General features: G+C 59.7%; 17 protein-coding genes and 2 tRNA genes. 14 read left to right on the top strand and 5 right to left on the bottom strand.

Features of this window, described 5'->3' with window-relative positions:
* Positions 1–7: 7 nt before the first annotated feature.
* The 6 genes from mutL (at position 8) to hflC (ending at position 6688) form a co-directional block, all read left to right on the top strand.
* Entirely contained in the window at positions 8–1906 is a 1899-nt protein-coding gene (mutL, locus tag GPL81_RS03355; RefSeq protein WP_178122563.1) for a DNA mismatch repair endonuclease MutL, read from the top strand.
* Positions 1906–2877, top strand: a complete 972-nt coding sequence (miaA, locus tag GPL81_RS03350; RefSeq protein ID WP_121103861.1) for a tRNA (adenosine(37)-N6)-dimethylallyltransferase MiaA — start codon at positions 1906–1908, stop codon at positions 2875–2877. Before mutL ends, miaA begins: the two co-directional genes overlap by 1 nt.
* A 95-nt stretch (positions 2878–2972) precedes the next feature.
* The gene (gene hfq, locus GPL81_RS03345) at positions 2973–3233 is read left to right on the top strand and encodes an RNA chaperone Hfq (protein ID WP_007902656.1); all 261 of its coding nucleotides are present in this window, start codon (positions 2973–2975) and stop codon (positions 3231–3233) included.
* A gap of 12 nt (positions 3234–3245) precedes the next feature.
* On the top strand, positions 3246–4547 hold the full coding sequence (gene hflX, locus GPL81_RS03340; protein ID WP_096513697.1) for a ribosome rescue GTPase HflX: 1302 nt from the start codon (positions 3246–3248) through the stop codon (positions 4545–4547).
* A 96-nt stretch (positions 4548–4643) separates the two neighbouring features.
* Entirely contained in the window at positions 4644–5819 is a 1176-nt protein-coding gene (gene hflK / locus GPL81_RS03335) for an FtsH protease activity modulator HflK (RefSeq protein ID WP_096513696.1), read from the top strand.
* Positions 5819–6688: a protease modulator HflC gene (gene hflC / locus GPL81_RS03330; protein WP_096513695.1), complete on the top strand. Its 870-nt coding sequence runs from the start codon at positions 5819–5821 to the stop codon at positions 6686–6688. The genes hflK and hflC overlap by 1 nt, the downstream gene beginning before the upstream one ends.
* Positions 6689–6705: 17 nt before the next feature.
* Here the strand turns inward: hflC and GPL81_RS03325 are convergent, their stop codons facing one another.
* A complete protein-coding gene (locus GPL81_RS03325; RefSeq protein ID WP_147432576.1) occupies positions 6706–6951 on the bottom strand; it encodes a hypothetical protein in 246 nt (81 codons plus the stop codon).
* A 49-nt stretch (positions 6952–7000) separates the two neighbouring features.
* Here GPL81_RS03325 and GPL81_RS03320 point away from each other — a divergent pair, with 49 nt between their 5' ends.
* From GPL81_RS03320 to GPL81_RS03310, 3 genes are all read left to right on the top strand, one after another.
* Positions 7001–8188: an ATP phosphoribosyltransferase regulatory subunit gene (locus GPL81_RS03320; protein WP_160105195.1), complete on the top strand. Its 1188-nt coding sequence runs from the start codon at positions 7001–7003 to the stop codon at positions 8186–8188.
* 54 nt (positions 8189–8242) lie between these two features.
* Complete coding sequence (locus GPL81_RS03315) at positions 8243–9535, top strand: adenylosuccinate synthase (RefSeq protein ID WP_160105194.1); 1293 nt, start codon at positions 8243–8245, stop codon at positions 9533–9535.
* Between the two features lie 150 nt (positions 9536–9685).
* Positions 9686–11620: a methyl-accepting chemotaxis protein gene (locus GPL81_RS03310; protein ID WP_160105193.1), complete on the top strand. Its 1935-nt coding sequence runs from the start codon at positions 9686–9688 to the stop codon at positions 11618–11620.
* A 118-nt stretch (positions 11621–11738) separates the two neighbouring features.
* Here GPL81_RS03310 and GPL81_RS03305 read toward each other — a convergent pair whose 3' ends face one another.
* From GPL81_RS03305 to GPL81_RS03290, 4 genes are all read right to left on the bottom strand, one after another.
* Positions 11739–13301, bottom strand: a complete 1563-nt coding sequence (locus tag GPL81_RS03305) for an ABC transporter permease (protein WP_160105192.1) — start codon at positions 13299–13301, stop codon at positions 11739–11741.
* On the bottom strand, positions 13301–14311 hold the full coding sequence (locus tag GPL81_RS03300) for an extracellular solute-binding protein (protein WP_160105191.1): 1011 nt from the start codon (positions 14309–14311) through the stop codon (positions 13301–13303). The genes GPL81_RS03305 and GPL81_RS03300 overlap by 1 nt, the downstream gene beginning before the upstream one ends.
* Before the next feature lie 281 nt (positions 14312–14592).
* Positions 14593–14679, bottom strand: a tRNA-Leu gene (locus GPL81_RS03295).
* Between the two features lie 167 nt (positions 14680–14846).
* A tRNA-Leu gene (locus tag GPL81_RS03290) sits at positions 14847–14933 on the bottom strand.
* Between the two features lie 225 nt (positions 14934–15158).
* On the opposite strand from GPL81_RS03290, the gene rnr reads away from it, so the two are divergent.
* From rnr to GPL81_RS03265, 5 genes are all read left to right on the top strand, one after another.
* Positions 15159–17786, top strand: a complete 2628-nt coding sequence (rnr, locus tag GPL81_RS03285) for a ribonuclease R (RefSeq protein ID WP_160105190.1) — start codon at positions 15159–15161, stop codon at positions 17784–17786.
* The gene (gene rlmB, locus GPL81_RS03280) at positions 17783–18544 is read left to right on the top strand and encodes a 23S rRNA (guanosine(2251)-2'-O)-methyltransferase RlmB (RefSeq protein ID WP_160105189.1); all 762 of its coding nucleotides are present in this window, start codon (positions 17783–17785) and stop codon (positions 18542–18544) included. The genes rnr and rlmB overlap by 4 nt, the downstream gene beginning before the upstream one ends.
* A 270-nt stretch (positions 18545–18814) precedes the next feature.
* On the top strand, positions 18815–19237 hold the full coding sequence (rpsF, locus tag GPL81_RS03275; RefSeq protein WP_007939579.1) for a 30S ribosomal protein S6: 423 nt from the start codon (positions 18815–18817) through the stop codon (positions 19235–19237).
* A 28-nt stretch (positions 19238–19265) separates the two neighbouring features.
* On the top strand, positions 19266–19496 hold the full coding sequence (gene rpsR, locus GPL81_RS03270; protein ID WP_002551829.1) for a 30S ribosomal protein S18: 231 nt from the start codon (positions 19266–19268) through the stop codon (positions 19494–19496).
* Between the two features lie 36 nt (positions 19497–19532).
* Positions 19533–20426 carry a YybS family protein gene (locus tag GPL81_RS03265; protein ID WP_160105188.1) on the top strand — a complete coding sequence of 298 codons (894 nt, stop codon included), beginning with the start codon at positions 19533–19535 and terminating at the stop codon, positions 20424–20426.
* The last annotated feature ends 3 nt before the right edge of the window (positions 20427–20429 follow it).

Here is a 20429-nt window from a genome sequence, read left to right as displayed (position 1 = left end):
CCAGGTGCTGACCAACGCTGCCCGCATCGAGCTGCTCAGCCCGCGGCTGGCGAACCAGATTGCCGCCGGTGAGGTGGTTGAACGCCCGGCTTCGGTGATCAAGGAGTTGCTGGAGAACAGCCTCGACTCCGGCGCCAGGCGCATCGATGTCGATGTCGAGCAGGGCGGCGTCAAGTTGCTGCGGGTGCGCGACGATGGCAGCGGCATTTCCGCCGATGACCTGCCACTGGCCCTGGCGCGACATGCCACCAGTAAAATCCGCAACCTGGAAGACCTGGAACAGGTCATGAGCCTGGGTTTTCGCGGTGAGGCACTGGCGTCGATCAGTTCCGTGGCGCGCCTGACCCTGACCTCCCGCACCCGCGATGCCGATCAGGCCTGGCAGGTCGAGACCGAAGGTCGTGACATGGCGCCTCGCGTGCAACCGGCAGCGCATCCGGTGGGCACCTCTGTCGAAGTTCGCGACCTGTTTTTCAATACCCCGGCGCGACGCAAGTTTCTCAAGACCGAAAAAACCGAATTCGATCATCTGCAAGAAGTGATCAGGCGTCTGGCCCTGGCGCGTTTCGACGTGGCGTTCCATCTGCGCCACAACGGCAAGACCATCCTCAGTCTGCATGAGGCCCACGATGATGCGGCCCGTGCCCGGCGCGTGGCGGCGATTTGTGGCCCCGGTTTCCTGGAGCAGGCGCTGCCGATCGAAATCGAGCGCAACGGCCTGCATCTTTGGGGCTGGGTCGGGTTGCCGACGTTCAACCGCAGTCAGGCGGATTTGCAGTATTTCTTCGTCAACGGCCGTGCCGTGCGCGACAAGCTGGTGGCTCACGCGGTACGCCAGGCCTATCGCGATGTGCTGTTCAATGGCCGGCACCCGACATTCGTGCTGTTTTTCGAAGTCGATCCGGCGGGTGTCGACGTCAACGTGCACCCGACCAAGCACGAAGTGCGTTTCCGCGACGGGCGCATGGTTCACGATTTCCTGTATGGCACCTTGCATCGCGCCTTGGGCGATGTGCGGCCGGAAGATCATCTTGCCGCACCGGTCGAGACAGCCGTTGTGCGGCCTACGGGCCTCGAAGCAGGCGAGTTCGGCCCTCAGGGTGAGATGCGCCTGGCCGCGAACGCACTGTTGGAGCAGCCCCAGGCGCAACCGACATTCAGCGCGCCCGCCGGCTCCGGCGCCGGGGCGGGGTATCAATATCAATACACGCCGCGACCTCAGTCCGCTGTTCCCGCCGCTGAAGCGCAAGCCGCCTATCGTGAGTTCTTCGCGCCGTTGCCCGAGGCCAATGCGGCCGCGCTGCCGGCCGGACAAGGCGACATCCCGCCGCTGGGCTATGCGCTGGCGCAGCTCAAGGGTATTTATATTCTTTCGGAAAACGCCCAAGGGCTAGTGCTGGTGGACATGCACGCCGCTCACGAGCGGATCATGTACGAACGCCTGAAGGTCGCCATGGCCAGTGAAGGCCTGAGTGGGCAGCCGCTATTGGTGCCGGAGTCCCTGGCGGTCAGCCAGCGTGAAGCCGATTGCGCCGAGGAGCACGTCGCCTGGTTCCAGCGCCTGGGCTTCGAGCTGCAACGCCTCGGTCCGGAAACCCTGGCCATCCGGCAGATTCCGGCGCTGCTCAAGCAGGCTGAAGCCAATCGACTGGTTGGCGATGTGTTGGCCGACCTGATGGAGTACGGCACCAGCGACCGGATTCAGGCACACCTGAACGAACTGCTCGGGACCATGGCCTGTCACGGCGCGGTACGGGCGAATCGGCGCCTGGCCCTGCCAGAAATGAACGGTCTGCTGCGCGACATGGAAAACACAGAGCGCAGCGGTCAATGCAACCATGGCCGACCGACCTGGACCCAATTGGGCCTGGACGATCTGGACAAACTGTTCTTGCGCGGTCGTTGATGAGCCAGTTCCCACCTGCGATTTTCCTGATGGGCCCGACCGCCGCCGGCAAGACCGACCTGGCCATCGAGCTCACCAAGGTCCTGCCCTGCGAACTGATCAGTGTCGATTCGGCGCTGGTCTACCGTGGCATGGACATCGGCACCGCCAAGCCTTCGAAAGAGCTTTTGGCGCAGTTTCCGCACCGTTTGATCGACATCCTTGATCCGGCAGAGAGCTATTCGGCCGCAGATTTCCGTCGTGATGCCCTCGAAGCCATGGCCGACATCACCGCGCGCGGAAAAATTCCGCTGCTGGTGGGCGGCACAATGCTCTACTACAAGGCTTTGCTCGAAGGCCTGGCCGACATGCCGGCTGCCGACCCGGATGTGCGTGCGCAGATCGAAGAAGAAGCCGCACGCCTTGGCTGGCAAGCCTTGCACGAACAATTGGCGGTGATCGATCCGGTTTCTGCCGCGCGTATTCATCCGAACGATCCGCAGCGGCTCAGTCGAGCGCTGGAAGTTTATCGCGTCAGCGGTCAAAGCATGACTGAGCTGCGACTGCAACAATCTGCGCAAAGTACTGAAGCAGCCGCTTCGGGACGGCAACAATTGCCCTATACTGTCGCGAACTTGGCGATTGCTCCGGCAAATCGTCAGGTACTGCATGAGCGAATTAAACAAAGATTCACTTTAATGTTGGAACAGGGATTCATCGACGAGGTCGTAGCCCTGCGTAAGCGAAGTGACCTGCATGCCGGGTTGCCGTCTATACGTGCGGTAGGCTACCGACAAGTCTGGGACTACCTGGATGGCAAGCTGACATTGGCCGAGATGCAGGAGCGTGGAATCATTGCCACGCGCCAATTGGCAAAGCGTCAGTTCACCTGGTTGCGCAGTTGGGATGATTTACACTGGCTGGACAGCCTGGATTGCGACAATCTGCCGCGCGCCTTGAAATACCTGGGGACCATCTCCATATTGAGCTGAGTCCTTGCAATTGCCGTCTATCCTTGGGGGTGTGACGGCCACAAGCCATCTGTTTACCTATTTTTTTATATTGAATCCTTAAAGGAGTGCGGCACATGTCAAAAGGGCATTCGCTACAAGACCCTTACTTGAATACTTTGCGTAAAGAGAAAGTTGGGGTGTCCATCTACCTGGTCAACGGTATCAAACTGCAAGGCACGATCGAGTCTTTCGACCAGTTCGTTATCCTGCTGAAAAACACCGTCAGCCAAATGGTTTACAAACACGCTATCTCTACAGTAGTGCCGGTTCGTCCAATTCGTCTGCCTAGCGCAACCGAATCCGAAGCAGGTGATGCTGAGCCAGGTAACGCCTGATAGGAGTCTCCTTTGTTCTTTGAGCGCCACGGTGGTGGTGAGCGAGCCATTCTCGTTCACTTGGATGGTCAGGACCCTGAGGCGCGCGAAGATCCGCAGGAGTTTCAGGAGTTGGCAATGTCGGCTGGTGCCGAGACCGTCGCGTTTTTCAACGTGCCGCGTAATCGGCCAACCGCCAAATACCTGATTGGCAGCGGCAAGGTCGAGGAGTTACGCGACCTGGTCAAAGCCGAGCAGGTAGATCTGGTGATTTTCAATCACATCCTCACGCCCAGTCAGGAACGTAACCTCGAACGAATTTTCGAGTGTCGCGTGATCGACCGCACGGGCCTGATTCTCGATATCTTCGCCCAACGCGCCCGCACCCATGAAGGCAAGCTCCAGGTCGAACTGGCTCAGCTTGAGCACATGAGCACGCGGCTGGTTCGTGGCTGGACTCACCTTGAACGGCAGAAGGGTGGTATCGGTCTGCGCGGTCCGGGTGAAACCCAGCTGGAAACCGACCGGCGTCTGTTGCGGGTTCGCCTGCGGCAGATCAAGGGACGCTTGGAAAAGGTCCGCAGCCAGCGCGAGCAGTCGCGTCGCGGCCGCAAGCGTGCTGACATCCCGACGGTTTCACTGGTGGGCTACACCAACGCCGGCAAGTCGACGCTGTTCAACTCGGTGACCGAATCCGACGTCTTTGCCGCTGACCAGCTGTTCGCGACCCTCGATCCGACCTTGCGCCGACTTGAACTCGACGACCTCGGGCCGATTGTGCTGGCCGACACTGTGGGTTTCATTCGCCACTTGCCGCACAAACTGGTCGAGGCATTTCGGGCTACGCTCGAAGAGTCGAGCAACTCCGACCTGCTGCTGCATGTCATCGACTCCCACGAGCCCGAGCGCATGGCCCAGATTGAGCAGGTCATGGTGGTGCTCGGGGAGATCGGGGCGCAGGACTTGCCGATCCTGGAGGTATACAACAAACTCGATTTGCTCGAGGGTGTCGAGCCGCAGATCCAGCGTGATGCCGATGGCAAGCCGCAGCGGGTCTGGTTATCGGCCAAGGACGGTACGGGTCTTGACCTTCTCAAGCAGGCCGTTGCTGAACTGCTCGGCGATGATTTGTTTGTGGGTACCTTGCGCTTGCCGCAACGTTTTGCTCGACTGCGTGCGCAGTTTTTCGAAGTCGGTGCGGTACAGAAAGAAGAACACGACGAAGAAGGCATCAGCTTGCTGGCCGTTCGTTTGCCGCGAGTCGAATTGAATCGACTGGTAAGCCGCGAAGGTTTGCAGCCGCTGGACTTCATCGAGCAACACACTTTGCAATAAAAGCCTGAGAAAGCGGTTGTGTCGTGGTGACAGGCATTCTGTAGCATTGGTCGGCGCGCCGTGGGCGCGTCTTTGCTTTATCAGATGGAGAGCGCTATGGCTTGGAATGAGCCGGGTGGCAACTCGAATAATCAGGATCCTTGGGGTGGCAAGCGCCGTAATAACGGCGATCGCAAGGGGCCGCCAGATCTCGACGAGGCCTTCCGAAAGCTGCAGGAAAGCCTGAACGGGTTGTTCGGTGGTGGTAAGAAACGGGGTGATGACGGCGGTGGTCCGGGCAGGAGTGGCGGCTTCGGCGGCCTGCTCGGCATTGGCCTGGTCGTGTTGGCGGCCGTGTGGCTGTACAGCGCGGTCTATGTAGTCGATGAGCAGGAGCAAGCCGTGGTGCTGCGCTTCGGCAAGTACTACGAAACCGTCGGCCCGGGTCTGAACATCTATTTCCCGCCGATCGACAAGAAGTACATGGAAAACGTCACGCGTGAGCGTGCGTACACCAAGCAAGGCCAGATGCTGACTGAAGACGAAAACATCGTCGAGGTGCCGCTGACCGTGCAGTACAAGATCAGCAACCTGCAGGACTTCGTGTTGAGCGTCGATCAACCGGAAATCAGCCTGCAACACGCGACCGACAGCGCCTTGCGCCATGTGGTGGGTTCCACCGCCATGGACCAGGTACTGACCGAAGGCCGTGAATTGATGGCCAGCGAAATCAAGGAGCGTCTGCAACGCTTCATGGATACCTATCGCACCGGTATCACCGTTACCCAGGTCAACGTACAAAGCGCAGCGGCACCGCGTGAAGTGCAGGAAGCCTTCGATGACGTGATCCGAGCCCGTGAAGACGAGCAGCGTTCGCGCAACCAGGCTGAAACCTATGCCAACGGCGTTGTGCCGGAAGCCCGTGGTCAGGCCCAGCGCATTCTCGAAGATGCCAATGGCTACCGTGACGAGACCGTCTCGCGTGCCAAGGGTGAGGCTGATCGCTTCACCAAGCTGGTCGCCGAGTACCGCAAGGCGCCTGAAGTCACTCGTCAGCGTCTGTACCTGGACACCATGCAGGAAGTCTTCAGCAATACCAGCAAGGTTCTCGTGACCGGCAACAAGAATGGCCAGAGCAACCTGCTGTACCTGCCGCTGGACAAGATGATCGACAGCAGTGGCCGCAGCACCAGCACGCCGATGAGCAGTGCGGCAGCCACCAGCAATGAAGCGAATGCACGTGCCGCAGCTGATCTGCAGCAACAGCCGGCACGTACCAGGGAGAGTCGCTGATGAGCAATAAATCGCTGATCGCCCTTATTGTCGGCGTCGTCGTGGCGATCGCTGCCTGGAACTGCTTCTACATCGTGGCTCAGACCGAGCGTGCGGTGTTGCTGCAGTTCGGTCGCGTGGTCCAGGCCGATGTTCAGCCAGGCCTGCATGTGAAAGTGCCTTACGTTAACCAGGTGCGCAAATTCGACGCACGCCTGATGACGCTGGATGCACCGACACAACGCTTCCTGACGCTGGAAAAGAAAGCCGTGATGGTCGATGCCTTCGCCAAGTGGCGCGTGAAGGACGCCGAGCGTTTCTACACCGCGACTTCCGGCCTCAAGCAGATTGCCGACGAGCGTCTGTCCCGTCGTCTGGAATCGGGTCTGCGTGACCAGTTCGGTAAGCGCACCCTGCACGAAGTGGTGTCGGGTGAACGTGACGCGCTGATGGCGGATATCACGTCTTCTCTGAACAAGATGGCTGAAAAAGAGTTGGGCATCGAAGTTGTCGATGTCCGCGTCAAGACCATCGACCTGCCGAAGGAAGTGAACCGCAGCGTGTTCGAGCGCATGAGCACCGAGCGTGAGCGTGAAGCTCGCGAGCACCGCGCCAAGGGTAACGAGTTGGCAGAAGGCATCCGTGCCGACGCCGATCGTCAACGTCGCGTGCTGCTGGCTGAAGCCTATCGTGAATCCGAAGAGATTCGCGGTGACGGCGACGCCCAGGCCGCTTCGATCTACTCCAAGGCCTACGGTCAGGATCAGGAGTTCTACGCGTTCTACCGTAGCCTGCGTGCCTACCGTGAAAGCTTCGCGAACAAATCCGACGTCATGGTCCTCGACCCAAGCAGTGACTTCTTCCACTACCTGGAAAAAGCCAAGCCTTGATACGACGTTGACCCGAATCATCCCGCCGGGCGGCTAAAACCTCTGGCGGGGTGATCCTTTGGGAAAACGTGTGTATGATGCGGCAGCCGGGAAATTCCCGGCTTTTTTGCGTCTGCACGTTTGATTGCTGTTTTTGTGCAGGTGCGAGAGCTGAAAAGCTCGACAGGTTTTACGAGGAAAGTGCTTGGCGAAGCCCATTTCAGGCTTTTCGCTTCGTCGCTCATGCGCGTGGTTTGTGCTGAGCCAATCATTTTCTGCTTCACTCAAGGCTCGCCCAAAGGCTTGTCGCCCGGATCATAGGGGAATGGCGTAATGGCAACGGTAGACCGCTGGCTGCTGCCAGATGGCATCGAAGAAGTACTGCCACCGGAAGCGGCGCGCATAGAAGTCGCGCGTCGTCAGGTGTTGGATCTGTTCCAGAGCTGGGGTTACGAGTTTGTCGTGACTCCCCATATCGAGTACCTGGAATCCCTGCTGACCGGCGCGGGCCAGGACCTGGATCTGCGGACCTTCAAGGTCATCGACCCGCAGTCGGGCCGGCAGATGGGTTTCCGGGCCGACATCACACCGCAGGTGGCGCGCATCGATGCGCATACCCTGCGTCGCGAAGGCCCGAACCGTCTGTGCTATGCCGGCAGCGTGCTGCATGCCCAGCCACGTGCCTTGTCGTCCTCGCGCAGCCCGATCCAGTTGGGCGCCGAGTTGTACGGCGATGCCAGCCCGAGCAGTGACGTTGAAGTCATCAGCCTGATGCTGGCCATGCTGCAACTGGCCGATGTGCCGGACGTGCACATGGACCTGGGGCATGTGGGCATCTACCGCGGGCTGGCCCGCGCCGCCGGTTTGTCCGGTGAAGTCGAGCAGCAGTTGTTTGACGCATTGCAACGTAAAGCCATCGACGAGGTCATTACCTTGACCGAAGGCTTGCCGGCGGATCTGTCAGGCATGCTGCGGGCGTTGGTCGATCTGTGTGGCGGTCGTGAAGTGCTGGTGGCTGCCCGCGAACGTCTGGCCAAGGCTCCGGCGCAGGTGACGGCGGCACTGGACGACCTGCTGGCGATTGCCGAGCGTTTGTCCACCCGGTTCCCGGAACTGCCGCTGTATTTCGACCTGGGCGAGTTGCGCGGTTATCACTACCACACCGGTGTAGTGTTTGCCGTGTTTGTACCGGGTGTTGGCCAGTCCATTGCCCAGGGCGGTCGTTATGACGATATCGGCGCCGACTTCGGTCGTGCCCGTCCGGCAACCGGTTTCTCTACCGATTTGAAAACCCTGGTGACCCTGGGGCGTGCTGAGATCGAGCTACCGTCTGGCGGTATCTGGATGCCTGACAGTACGGATGCGGCACTCTGGCAGCAGGTTTGCCAGTTGCGCAGTGAGGGTCAGCGTGTCGTTCAGGCCTTGCCTGGACAACCTTTGGCCGCCGCCCGTGAAGCGGACTGCGACCGGCAATTGATTCAGCAGAACGGGCTTTGGCAAGTATCGCCACTGGCTTCTTGAGTTTTCCTGCCGGCTACCGCCGGCACCAAGTTTGCGCGAATGAGGACAAGTGTTATGGGTAAGAATGTCGTAGTCCTGGGCACCCAATGGGGTGATGAGGGCAAAGGCAAGATCGTTGATCTGCTGACCGAACATGCTGCCGCCGTAGTGCGCTACCAGGGTGGCCACAACGCTGGCCACACCCTGGTGATCGACGGTGAAAAAACCGTCTTGCACCTGATCCCGTCGGGCGTGCTGCGCGAAGGCGTGCAGTGCCTGATCGGCAACGGCGTGGTGGTTGCACCTGACGCCCTGCTGCGGGAAATCAACAAGCTGGAAGAGAAAGGTGTGCCAGTGCGCGAGCGCCTGCGCATCAGCCCGTCCTGCCCGCTGATCCTGTCCTACCACGTAGCGCTGGACCAGGCGCGTGAAAAGGCCCGTGGCGAGCTGAAGATCGGCACCACCGGTCGCGGCATCGGCCCGGCCTACGAAGACAAGGTCGCACGTCGCGGCCTGCGCATCGGTGACCTGTTCCACCGCGAGCGTTTCGCCGCCAAGCTGGGCGAGTTGCTGGACTACCACAACTTCGTACTGGTCAATTACTACAAAGAGCCTGCGATCGACTTCCAGAAAACCCTGGACGAATGCATGGAATACGCCGAGCTGCTGAAGCCGATGATGCTCGATGTCACCGCCGAGCTGCACCAGCTGCGTCGCGCTGGCAAGGACATCATGTTCGAAGGCGCCCAGGGCTCCCTGCTGGACATCGACCACGGTACGTACCCGTACGTCACCAGCTCCAACACCACCGCGGGCGGCATCGCTACCGGTTCGGGTGTTGGCCCGATGTTCCTGGACTACATCCTCGGCATCACCAAGGCCTACACCACTCGCGTCGGTTCGGGCCCGTTCCCGACTGAGCTGTTCGACGACGTCGGCGCGTTCCTGGCCAAGCGTGGCCACGAGTTCGGTGCAACCACCGGTCGTGCTCGTCGTTGCGGCTGGTTCGATGCCGTCATTCTGCGTCGCGCTATCGACGTCAACAGCATCTCGGGCCTGTGCCTGACCAAGCTGGACGTACTGGACGGCCTGGAAACCATCAATATCTGCGTTGGTTACAAAAACGCTGACGGTGCAGTGATCGATGCACCGACCGATGCCGACAGCTACATCGGCCTGGAGCCTGTGTACGAAGAGATGCCAGGCTGGAAAGAGTCCACCCTCGGTGCCAAGACTCTGGAAGAGCTGCCGCAGGCTGCACGCAACTACATCAAGCGCGTTGAAGAGCTGGTCGGTGCGCCGATCGACATTATTTCGACGGGCCCGGATCGCAACGAAACCATCGTTCTGCGTCATCCGTTCGCTTGATAAGTCGTTGATGTAAAAAACAAAGGCTCCTTAATCGGGGCCTTTGTCGTTTATGTCTGTTGGACGGCATGACCCTTGCACCGAACATTAAAAAAAGCATAGCTTCTGGCGTGCTATCAATTTAATGGCGCCAAAGCAGGGGGATCTCCAGTGTCAGCCGTTCTCTCACTGTTACAAAGCCGTCTCTTGCGGCCTGTGTTCGTTACTCTCGGTATCGCCCTTTTGGTGCAGGTGGTGGTAGCTGTTGCTCTGACCAGGAGCACAGTGACCGCGCTGGAAGCCGATTTGGGTGTGCGGCTGGGAGCGGACAGTCAAAAGCTTTCCGGCGAGCTCGAGCAGGCGGGGCGTGAAGTCACGTCGAGCCTCGACAGCCTCTCCACCAGCACGCGTCAGCGTCTTACCGCCGGGTTGTCCTCGCGATTGGAAGAGGAGCAGGCGCAACTGCGCGCGACACTGGAAAAGGACCTGAAGGACTCCGCCAATGATATGGCGCAGCTTCTCGCTTCGGTCGCCCCTCGCGCCATGTGGGACAGCGACGTCCCAACTCTCTCCGAATTCGCCCGCCGGGCGCAGCGTAATCCTAATGTGCTGTTCGTGGTCTACGACGACGCAACGGGCCAACACTTGACGCGCTACCTCAACCGGGAAAATCCGATCAACAAGGCGCTGCTGGAAAAGGGCCAGGGCGAGCGGGCGCTGGACAAGGTGCTGGACGCGGCGAAGAGCGATCCGTCGGTCTATTACCTCGAGGCCTCGATCAACCCCAATGGTGTGGAAATCGGCAAGGTCTTGATGGGCATCTCGACAGCTTCGGTGGAAACCGACCTGGCAGCCCTCGACAAGCGCTTCTCGGCCCTGATCGCCAACAGTGACCAACTGGTAGGCGACAGTCTCAAGGGAGCGGCAGCTGATAGCGCCACAGCCATGCGTACACGGCTGCAGTCGGCACAATCCACGGCGTCTGAAATGAAAGCCAACACCACCAGCACGGTGCAGGAAGCGGCGGCGACTTTGCGCTGGCGCATCGGCATGGGCCTGGCGGTAGTCGGCGCAGGTGTTCTGCTGTTGCTCGCGGTGGTGCTGGGGCGTCGAGTGGTCAATCGTTTGAAAATGCTGATTGCTGCCATGGATGACCTGGCGGCCGGTGAAGGCGATTTGACCAAGCGTGTACAGATCAACAGCAAGGACGAAATCGGCGACATGGCCTCGGCGGTCAATCGCTTTGTGGACAAGTTGCAACCGATCGTGCGCGAGGCGGGTGATGTTGCCCAGCGCACCGGCGTGGAAATTGGCGCAATGACCTTGCGCAATGCCGGAGCCGATGCGGCTGCGGGTATGCAGCGCGATGAAGTGGCGGAGAGCCTGCGAGCCTTGTCGCAAATGGCGGATGAGGCCCAGTCCGAGAGCCAGGCCATGCAGGCGGCGTTGAAGCAGGTGGTGGATATTCGTCAGGCCACCGATGAAAACACCCGGACCTCGGCGAAAGTCGGCAGCCTGATCGAGGCTCTGGCCGGTCAGGTCGAGACCGGTGCGCAAGTTATCGAGCGGCTGGCGCAGCAAAGTGAACAGATTGAAGTGGTGTTGACGGTGATTCACGGGATTGCCGAACAGACCAACTTGTTGGCATTGAATGCCGCCATCGAGGCAGCGCGAGCCGGTGAGACCGGGCGCGGATTCGCAGTGGTGGCTGATGAAGTGCGGGCGCTGGCGAGCAAGACCCAAAGCTCCACTGGCGATATCCAGGCGCACATCGTGGCGTTGCAGCAAGGCGCGCGTGAAGCGGTGGCGGCGATCGGGCAGGCAGGGCGTCAGGCCAGCGAAGGTTTGCTGGTGTTACGCGACAGTGCGCGGTTGCAGCAATCGATGCAGGCATCGGTTGAGCAGGTACATACGGCGATCGGTCTGGCGACCCAAGCAGCAGCGCACCAGGCGCAGGGGGCTCAGGCAGTGCGGGGGCGCGTAGAAACGATTCATGCACAGGCCGAGAAAGCGGCTCAGGCGGTGGTGGAAACCACGGCCAGTGGCAAGGTGCTGGATGGGTTGGCGGCGCAGTTGAAGGCAAGCCTGGGGCAGTTCAGGGCCTGATGGTTGTTAGTTCTGGCGCCATCGCGGGCAAGCCCGCTCCCACAGTGTCTCTGTTGTTCACAAATAATTGTGTTCACAGAAAATCCCTGTGGGAGCGGGCTTGCCCGCGATGGCGATTTCAGCGACTCAGATACATCCGCGTCGTAAGCAGGTAGACCGGCAACCCCGACACCAGAATCAACAGCGCCGCATATGGCGCTGCCGCCGCAAACTCCACATTCGCGGTATGCGCCCAAACCTCCGTCGCCAAGGTATTCAATCCGGTCGGGCTCAACAGTAGTGTCGCCGTCAGTTCCTTCATCGCATCCAGAAACACCAGCGCAAACGCCGCCCCCAGCGCCGGGAAGATGATCGGCAATGTCACCCGGCAGAACGCGCTGAGCGATGATGCCCCCAGTGTGCGCGCTGCTTCTTCCAGTTGCGGTGCAGCCTTGTTCAGCGCCGTGCGGATCGGTGCCTGGGCCAGGGGTAGAAACAGCAACGCATAAGCGATCAGCAGCAGCGCCGACGTCTGGTACAGCATCGGCACATAGTGAAGGGCGAAATACACCAGGGTCAGGGCGATCACCAGGCCTGGCAGTGCATGCAGCAGATACGGCAGGCGTTCGGCCCAGATTGCCAGTCGGCCCTTGTAACGCACCACCAGCAGTCCTACCGGTACTGCGAGCACCAGGCACAACGCCGCGCCGCCCAGCGACAGTGCCAGGGATGACAGCAATGCCTCGCTGATGGCGGCAACCGGAAAGGCGGCCGACGAACCTGCAGCGAGCCAATAAGCCAGCATCCCCAGTGGAATGCCGCTGCCAATGATCGCCAGCAACAGGCAGAACAGTTGCCCGGCAACCGCCCATGGCCCCAATCGCACCTGCTCCGCCCGTCGCGCCGCGCCCTGGCCGGTGCGCACATGCCGGCCCTTGCCGCGAACGCGCAGTTCCAGCCACAGCAGTATCAGGCACATCACCAGCAGCACAGCCGAAAGCATCGCCGCATTGGCGTTGCTGAACTCCAGCTCGAACTGTTGATAGATCGCGGTGGTGAAGGTTTGCAGGCCGATGATCGATAGCGCGCCGAATTCCACCAGCATGTGCAGGGCAATCAGAAGTGAACCTGCGAGCAGTGAGGGCCAAAGCAGGGGCAGGGTGACCTTGAAGAACACGCCCCAGCGACTCTGTCCCAGCGTACGCGCGGACTCTTCCAACGATGGGTCAAGATTGCGCAGGGTCGCCGCCACCGGCAGGAAAATCAGCGGGTATTTGGACAGGGTCATCACCAGAATCGCCCCGCCCAGTCCTTCGAAGTGTGCGCTGAGCGAAACCCAGGTGAAGCTGCTGACAAACGCCGGTACGGCGAATGGCAAACAAAGAATCACGCCCCACAACCGCCGCCCGCGCAGATTGCTGCGTTCCAGCAACCACGCCAGTGACAGGCCGATCACGCCGCAAGCCACCGTGACGCCGATCATCAGCGACAGGGTGTTGCGCAGCAAGCCAAGCACATAGGGCCGCCACAGCAGGTGCAGTGCTTCGGCCCAGCCAGCTTGCCAGGTCTTGAGTCCGACATAGGCCAGCGGCAACAGGCTGAGTACAACCAGCACTAAAACCGGCATTAACAGCCAGATCGATGGCTGCCTGCGCCGTGGCACGTAGTTGCCGTGAGCGGAGGCGGGGAGTGATGTGCTCATTAGTTCAGGCCAACATCGCGTTCCAGGTCCAGGGCTTGTTCGGCGTTGCCGAGGTCGGCTGGAGTGACTTTCGGCGCTTCCAGTTCACTGAACGGCTTGAGGCCGCGATCCGATTCCATGCCTTTGTGCAGTGGGTATTCGGCGGTGGTCTGGGTGATCACGCGCTGACCCTCTTCGCTCGCCATATAGGCGAGCAATTGTTGGGCTTCTTTAGGATGTTTAGTGGATTTCAATACGGCCGCACTGGAAACCGTGATAAGCCCGCCGACGTCGCCACCGGTGAAGTAATGCAGTTTCGAATCGAGCTGACCTTTTTCCCGCTGCAGGGCGAACCAGTAGTAGTTGTTCACCAGGACGGTGGCGACTTCACCATTTTCAACGGCTTTGAGCGCAACCATGTTGTTGCTGTAGGTCTTGCCGAATGCGCGCAAACCGGTCAGCCATTCTTCGGCAGCGTCCATCCCGTGGACCTTGATGATTGCCACGGCCTGCTCCTGGAAGGCGCCGCTGGTGGGCACGAAGCCGACCTTGCCTTGCCATTTGGGGTCGGAGAAATCCATCACCGATTTCGGCAGGTCTTTTTCATTGATCAGCTTGGGGTTGAACGCTACGACGCGCACCCGGGCGGTCACGCCGATCCAGGTGCCATTGCCGGCGACATATTCCCTGGGTAGCACCGCCAGCGTTGCATCATCAGCCTTGGCCAGAAGTCCCTGTTCTCCAAGCTTGTTCAGAGGTGGCGATTCTTCGGTGTAAATCACGTCGGCAGGGGAGCGATCGCCTTCTTCGACGATCTGGCTGGCGAGCTGGTTGCTGCTGCCTTTGCGTACCTTGACGTGAATGCCGGTCTTGGCTTCGAAAGCTTTGGCGACAGCGTCACCGACTTCTTTGTGTTGGCCGTTGTAGAGGGTCAGGGAAACCGGGTCGGCAGCTTGGGTGAGGGGAGTGGCGAGTGCCAGGCCTAGCAGGGTAAAGGTCAGGCCGCGGCGCAGAGTATTTCGAAACATCATTCGCAGGGTTCCTCACTGTCGCATTGCAAAAACTTGCAACAATGATAAACGATATTGTTTCTCAAATGCGTCTTTCGAGGTTGCTTCTTCTGTAGGAGCGAGGTCTGCTCGCGATGGGCGTGAACGAAAACGAGGGGTGTCTGGAGAAATGCGTTGCCAGTACATCCATCGCGATCAGAGCTCGCTCCTACAGGGAAGGGTGTGTTTTCAAACCCCAGAAACGCAAAAACCCGCTTTCGCGGGTTTCTGTGAAATTCAAGGTCGTAACCGTGAATTTGAATTGGTGCCCAGAAGAAGACTCGAACTTCCACGGCCGTAAGGCCACCAGCACCTGAAGCTGGCGTGTCTACCAATTTCACCATCTGGGCATTCATCTTCAGCGTTGCCGCTGTTGATGTGGCGCACTATACGGAGAGTATTTTTATCTGTAAACCCCTGATTTAAATTTAATAAATCAGACATCCAGAAAGCAAAAAACCCGCTTTCGCGGGTTTTTGTGTGAGCCTTGAAATTGTTCTAATCTCAAGCTCGAAATTGGTGCCCAGAAGAAGACTCGAACTTCCACGACCGTAAGGTCACCAGCACCTGAAGCTGGCGTGTCTACCAATTTCACCATCTGGGCAGTATCGGCAACGTTGTCCGTCGTCGATGGCGCGCACTATACGGAGCGTCTTTTTAACTGTAAACCCCCGGTATCAAAAAAACCTGAAAAATTTCACCAGCGGTCTGCAAATCAGCTTTGAAGTGTCGATACAGGGCTTTAGAAGGGGCGTCTTAGCCTGAAATTTCCCGTTTCATTACGCCTATGCCAAACTAACCCGCATATAGACAAGGTGAAAACTCTCTAATGGCCGATTGGCAGTCCCTCGATCCCGAGGCCGCTCGTGAAGCGGAAAAATATGAAAACCCCATTCCTAGCCGCGAACTGATCCTTCAGCATCTTGCTGATCGAGGTTCGCCTGCTAACCGCGAGCAATTGGTCGAAGAGTTTGGCCTGACCACAGAAGACCAGATCGAAGCCCTGCGTCGCCGCCTGCGCGCCATGGAGCGCGATGCTCAACTCATTTATACCCGTCGTGGCACGTATGCGCCGGTGGACAAGCTCGACCTGATCCTGGGTCGCATCAGCGGTCACCGTGACGGTTTCGGCTTCCTGGTGCCGGACGACGGCAGTGACGACCTGTTCATGAGCCCGGCGCAAATGCGCCTGGTGTTCGACGGTGACCGTGCCCTGGCCCGTGTTTCCGGCCTGGACCGTCGCGGTCGCCGCGAAGGCATGATTGTCGAAGTCGTATCCCGCGCTCACGAGAGCATCGTCGGTCGTTACTTCGAAGAAGGCGGTATCGGTTTCGTCGTTGCCGACAACCCGAAGATCCAGCAGGAAGTGCTGGTGACGCCGGGCCGTAACGCCAACGCCCAGATCGGCCAGTTTGTCGAAGTGAAGATTACCCACTGGCCGACACCACGCTTCCAGCCGCAAGGCGACGTGGTTGAGGTTGTGGGTAACTACATGGCGCCGGGCATGGAAATCGATGTTGCCCTGCGCACCTACGACATTCCTCACGTCTGGCCTGAAGCCGTGCTCAAGGAAGCCGGCAAGCTCAAGCCGGAAGTCGAAGAGAAAGACAAAGAGAAGCGCATCGACCTGCGTCACCTGCCGTTCGTCACCATTGACGGCGAAGACGCCCGCGACTTCGATGACGCAGTCTACTGCGAAGCCCGGCCGGGCAAGCTGCGCCTGTTCTCCGGCGGCTGGAAGTTGTACGTGGCGATTGCCGACGTCTCCAGCTACGTGAAACTCGGTTCGGCACTGGATGCCGAGGCACAGGTTCGCGGCAACTCGGTGTACTTCCCCGAGCGCGTGATCCCGATGCTGCCCGAGCAATTGTCCAATGGGTTGTGCTCGCTGAACCCACAAGTCGATCGCCTGGCCATGGTTTGCGAGATGACCATCTCAAAATCCGGCGAAATGACTGACTACTGCTTCTACGAAGCGGTGATTCACTCCCATGCGCGTCTGACCTACAACAAGGTCAGTGCCATGCTCGAAACGCCGAAAGCCACCGAAGCTCGCAAGCTGCGTGGTGAGTACACCGACGTCGTGCCGCACCTCAAGCAGTTGTACGCGCTGTACAAAGTGCTGCTGGCCGCCCGTCATGTGCGTGGCGCGATCGATTTCGAAACCCAGGAAACCCGGATCATCTTCGGCTCCGAGCGCAAGATCGCCGAAATCCGGCCGACCGTGCGCAACGATGCGCACAAGCTGATCGAGGAATGCATGTTGGCGGCCAACGTGGCCACTGCCGAATTCCTGAAAAAGCACGAGATTCCTGCGCTGTACCGCGTTCACGATGGCCCGCCGCCGGAGCGTCTGGAAAAATTGCGCGCCTTCCTCGGCGAGCTCGGCCTGTCCCTGCACAAAGGCAAGGATGGCCCGTCGCCGAAGGACTACCAGGCACTGCTGGCCGGTATCAAGGATCGTCCGGATTTCCACCTGATCCAGACCGTCATGCTGCGCTCGTTGAGTCAGGCGGTGTACAGCGCCGATAACCAGGGTCACTTCGGCCTGAATTACGAGGCGTACACGCACTTCACTTCGCCGATCCGCCGCTATCCGGACTTGCTTACGCACCGGGCGATCCGCAGCGTGATCCATTCGAAGCAGGACACCCCGCACGTTCGCCGTGCCGGTGCGATGACCATTCCGAAGGCGCGCATCTATCCGTACGACGAAGCGGCCCTGGAGCAGCTCGGCGAGCAGTGCTCGATGAGCGAGCGTCGTGCCGACGAAGCGACCCGCGACGTGGTGAACTGGCTCAAGTGCGAGTTCATGAAAGACCGCGTGGGCGAATCGTTCCCGGGCGTGATCACGGCTGTCACCGGTTTTGGTCTGTTCGTCGAGCTGACCGACATCTATGTCGAAGGCCTGGTGCACGTCACCGCGCTGCCGGGTGACTATTACCACTTCGATCCTGTGCACCATCGCCTGGCCGGTGAGCGTACCGGTCGCAGCTTCCGTCTTGGCGATACTGTTGAAGTGCGTGTCATGCGTGTCGACCTCGACGAGCGCAAAATTGACTTTGAGATGGCCGAAAAAACCATCAGCGCGCCGATTGGTCGCAAAAAACGTGGCACCGATGCAGCAGCACCTGCGGCTAAAACCGAGGCAGAACCGGCTCCGGCGAAAACCGGTCGTCGTCCTGCAAAGGAAAAGGCTGTCGAAGCCTATCGTCCAAGCGATGCAGCGGCGAAAAACGCCGAAGTGCGCAAAAGCCGTGAAATGAAAAAGGCCTTGCTGGCCGACGCGAAAAGCGGCGGTAAAGCGGCGTCTGGGGGAAAGACCGGACGGTCGGCGCCTGACAAGGCTGTCGGCGGCAAGCCAGCCAAACCGAGCAAACATCGTAAAGGTCCGCCAAAAGCGGGCTCGGCCCCAGCCAAAAGTGGCGGGGCGCGTAAACCTAAGGCCAAGCCATGAGTCAGTTGGAAAAAATCTACGGTGTGCACGCAGTTGAGGCATTGCTGCGTCACCACCCCAAGCGCGTCAAGCAGATCTGGCTGGCCGAAGGCCGCGGTGATCCTCGCGTCCAGACGTTGATCGAGTTGGCCAACGAAAACCGTGTCCAGGTTGGTCAGGCCGAGCGCCGGGAAATGGATGCTTGGGTCGAAGGCGTGCATCAGGGCGTGGTCGCGGACGTAAGTCCAAGCCAGGTCTGGGGTGAGGCGATGCTCGACGAGCTGCTCGATCGCACCGAGGGTGCACCGCTATTGCTGGTGCTCGACGGCGTGACCGATCCGCACAACCTCGGCGCCTGCCTGCGTTCTGCCGATGCGGCGGGTGCGCTGGCGGTGATCGTGCCGAAGGACAAATCCGCGACCCTGACGCCGGTCGTGCGAAAGGTTGCCTGCGGTGCGGCGGAAGTGATTCCGCTGGTCGCCGTGACCAACCTGGCGCGCACCCTCGAAAAGCTCAAGCAGCGGGGTTTGTGGGTTGTCGGTACGGCGGGCGAGGCGGAGGTCAGCCTTTACGACCAGGACCTGACCGGGCCGACCATCCTGATCATGGGTGCAGAGGGCAGCGGCATGCGTCGCCTGACCCGCGACCTGTGCGATTACCTGGTACGCCTGCCGATGGCCGGTAGCGTCAGCAGTCTGAACGTTTCCGTGGCGACCGGCGTATGCCTGTTCGAAGCCTTGCGCCAGCGTGGCGCAAAAGCCACCACCAAAAAGTCCTGATCGAAACACCCTCTCTGTAGGAGCTGGCTTGCCAGCGAAGGCGTCCTCAAGTGCGCCATCGCCAGCAAGCCGGCTCCTACGGCCAGGTGGTGGTGGATATTGTTCAAATAATCACCAATTACCTTGCGCCTCCCACATCCCTTCTCTACAATTGCGCCCCTTGCTGTGACGGCAGGCACGCATGTGCCTTACCCACGCAAGTCCATAAGTGTCATTCACTCCTTGTCTGACCGCTTTTGAGCGGCAGGCTACAACCCGTAAGGAGCATTCATGCGTCATTACGAAATCATCTTTTTGGTCCACCCGGATCAAAGCGAGCAAGTCGGCGGCATGGTTGAGCGTTACACCAAGCTGATCGAAGAAGACGGCGGCAAAATCCACCGTCTGGAAGATTGGGGCCGTCGTCAACTGGCCTACGCAATCAACAATGTTCACAAGGCTCACTACGTGATGCTGAACGTTGAGTGCACCGGCAAGGCCCTGGCCGAGCTGGAAGACAACTTCCGCTACAACGATGCAGTGATCCGTAACCTGGTCATCCGTCGCGAAGAAGCCGTTACCGGCCAATCCGAGATGCTCAAGGCTGAAGAAAACCGCAGTGAGCGCCGTGAGCGTCGCGACCGTCCTGAGCACTCCGACGCTGAAGGCGTTGACAGTGATGACAGCGACAACAGCGATAACGCTGACGAGTAATCCACGGACCTTTTAAGGAGCCTATCAAATGGCACGTTTCTTCCGTCGTCGTAAATTCTGCCGCTTCACCGCTGAAGACGTGAAAGAGATCGATTACAAAGATCTCAACACTCTGAAAGCCTACGTATCCGAGACCGGCAAAATCGTTCCAAGCCGCATCACCGGTACTAAAGCTCGTTATCAGCGTCAGCTGGCCACCGCTATCAAGCGCGCCCGCTTCCTGGCCCTGCTGGCCTACACCGACAGCCACGGCCGCTGAGACCGGGCAGTCGACACGTAGCAAAGGATTGAATGTATGCGTGCCTTAGCTGAGTTCATCATGCGGGGCCGTATGCAGGCCACTCTGGTAGTGGCTGGATGCGCGGCATTGCCGTTGTTGTATTGGTTGGGTGCTGCCGCCGGATGCCTTGTGCTCCTGCGGCGCGGATTGAAGGACGCCCTGGGCGTTCTTGCTCTGGGACTGCTGCCGGCGTTGATCTGGTGGCTTTACTCCGACGACCCACGGGCGCTTCTGGTGCTGCTGGGGTCTGCGAGCCTTGCGTTGGTTTTGCGCGCAAGCGAGTCCTGGAACCGCGTGCTGCTGGTCAGCATAGCGATGGGAGTGGTGTTTTCAGTGGTGCTGGGGACGGCTTTTGGTCCCCAGATCGAGATGCTGGCGCAGGCCTTGATCAAAGTCATGCCGTCGCTACTCGGTGAGGTCTACCAGAAGATGTCGGTAGACGAGCAAGCGCGCTTCGCGTCCCTGATTGCACCCATCCTGACCGGCCTGATTGCGGCCTTGTTGCAAATCGTCAGTGTGCTGAGCCTGATTGTCGGGCGCTACTGGCAGGCGTTGTTGTACAACCCCGGTGGTTTCGGTCGCGAGTTTCGCGCCGTCCGAATCCCGCTGGGTCCCGCGATGTTGCTGCTGGCGGGCATGGTTGTGACACCGAATTTCGGTGCCCAGATGTCCATGCTTGTGCCGTTGTGCAGCGTACCGCTGGTTTTCGCCGGGCTGGCCCTGATTCACGGGCTGGTGGCGCAAAAGCGACTGGCCAAATTCTGGCTGGTGGGGTTGTACGTCACGCTGTTGCTGTTCATGCAGCTGATCTATCCGTTGCTGGTGGTCCTGGCCATCGTCGACAGCCTGATTGATTTTCGCGGTCGTCTGGCGTCGAAAGACGCCGATAACGCGAACGGTGAAGGTTAAAAG

The sequence above is a fragment of the Pseudomonas izuensis genome (assembly GCF_009861505.1).
In the GTDB taxonomy this organism is placed as follows: domain Bacteria; phylum Pseudomonadota; class Gammaproteobacteria; order Pseudomonadales; family Pseudomonadaceae; genus Aquipseudomonas; species Aquipseudomonas izuensis.
The sequence above is the reverse complement of the archived record's forward strand: the minus strand, read 5'-3'. Positions and strand labels throughout refer to the sequence as shown.

Coding starts and splice junctions, on each gene's coding strand:
- miaA (WP_121103861.1), top strand. CDS start 1,906: ATGAGCCAGTTCCCACCTGCGATTTTCCTGATGGGCCCGACCGCCGCC.
- hfq (WP_007902656.1), top strand. CDS start 2,973: ATGTCAAAAGGGCATTCGCTACAAGACCCTTACTTGAATACTTTGCGT.
- hflK (WP_096513696.1), top strand. CDS start 4,644: ATGGCTTGGAATGAGCCGGGTGGCAACTCGAATAATCAGGATCCTTGG.
- hflC (WP_096513695.1), top strand. CDS start 5,819: ATGAGCAATAAATCGCTGATCGCCCTTATTGTCGGCGTCGTCGTGGCG.
- GPL81_RS03320 (WP_160105195.1), top strand. CDS start 7,001: ATGGCAACGGTAGACCGCTGGCTGCTGCCAGATGGCATCGAAGAAGTA.
- GPL81_RS03315 (WP_160105194.1), top strand. CDS start 8,243: ATGGGTAAGAATGTCGTAGTCCTGGGCACCCAATGGGGTGATGAGGGC.
- GPL81_RS03305 (WP_160105192.1), bottom strand. CDS start 13,301: ATGAGCACATCACTCCCCGCCTCCGCTCACGGCAACTACGTGCCACGG.
- GPL81_RS03300 (WP_160105191.1), bottom strand. CDS start 14,311: ATGATGTTTCGAAATACTCTGCGCCGCGGCCTGACCTTTACCCTGCTA.
- rnr (WP_160105190.1), top strand. CDS start 15,159: ATGGCCGATTGGCAGTCCCTCGATCCCGAGGCCGCTCGTGAAGCGGAA.
- rlmB (WP_160105189.1), top strand. CDS start 17,783: ATGAGTCAGTTGGAAAAAATCTACGGTGTGCACGCAGTTGAGGCATTG.
- rpsF (WP_007939579.1), top strand. CDS start 18,815: ATGCGTCATTACGAAATCATCTTTTTGGTCCACCCGGATCAAAGCGAG.
- rpsR (WP_002551829.1), top strand. CDS start 19,266: ATGGCACGTTTCTTCCGTCGTCGTAAATTCTGCCGCTTCACCGCTGAA.
- GPL81_RS03265 (WP_160105188.1), top strand. CDS start 19,533: ATGCGTGCCTTAGCTGAGTTCATCATGCGGGGCCGTATGCAGGCCACT.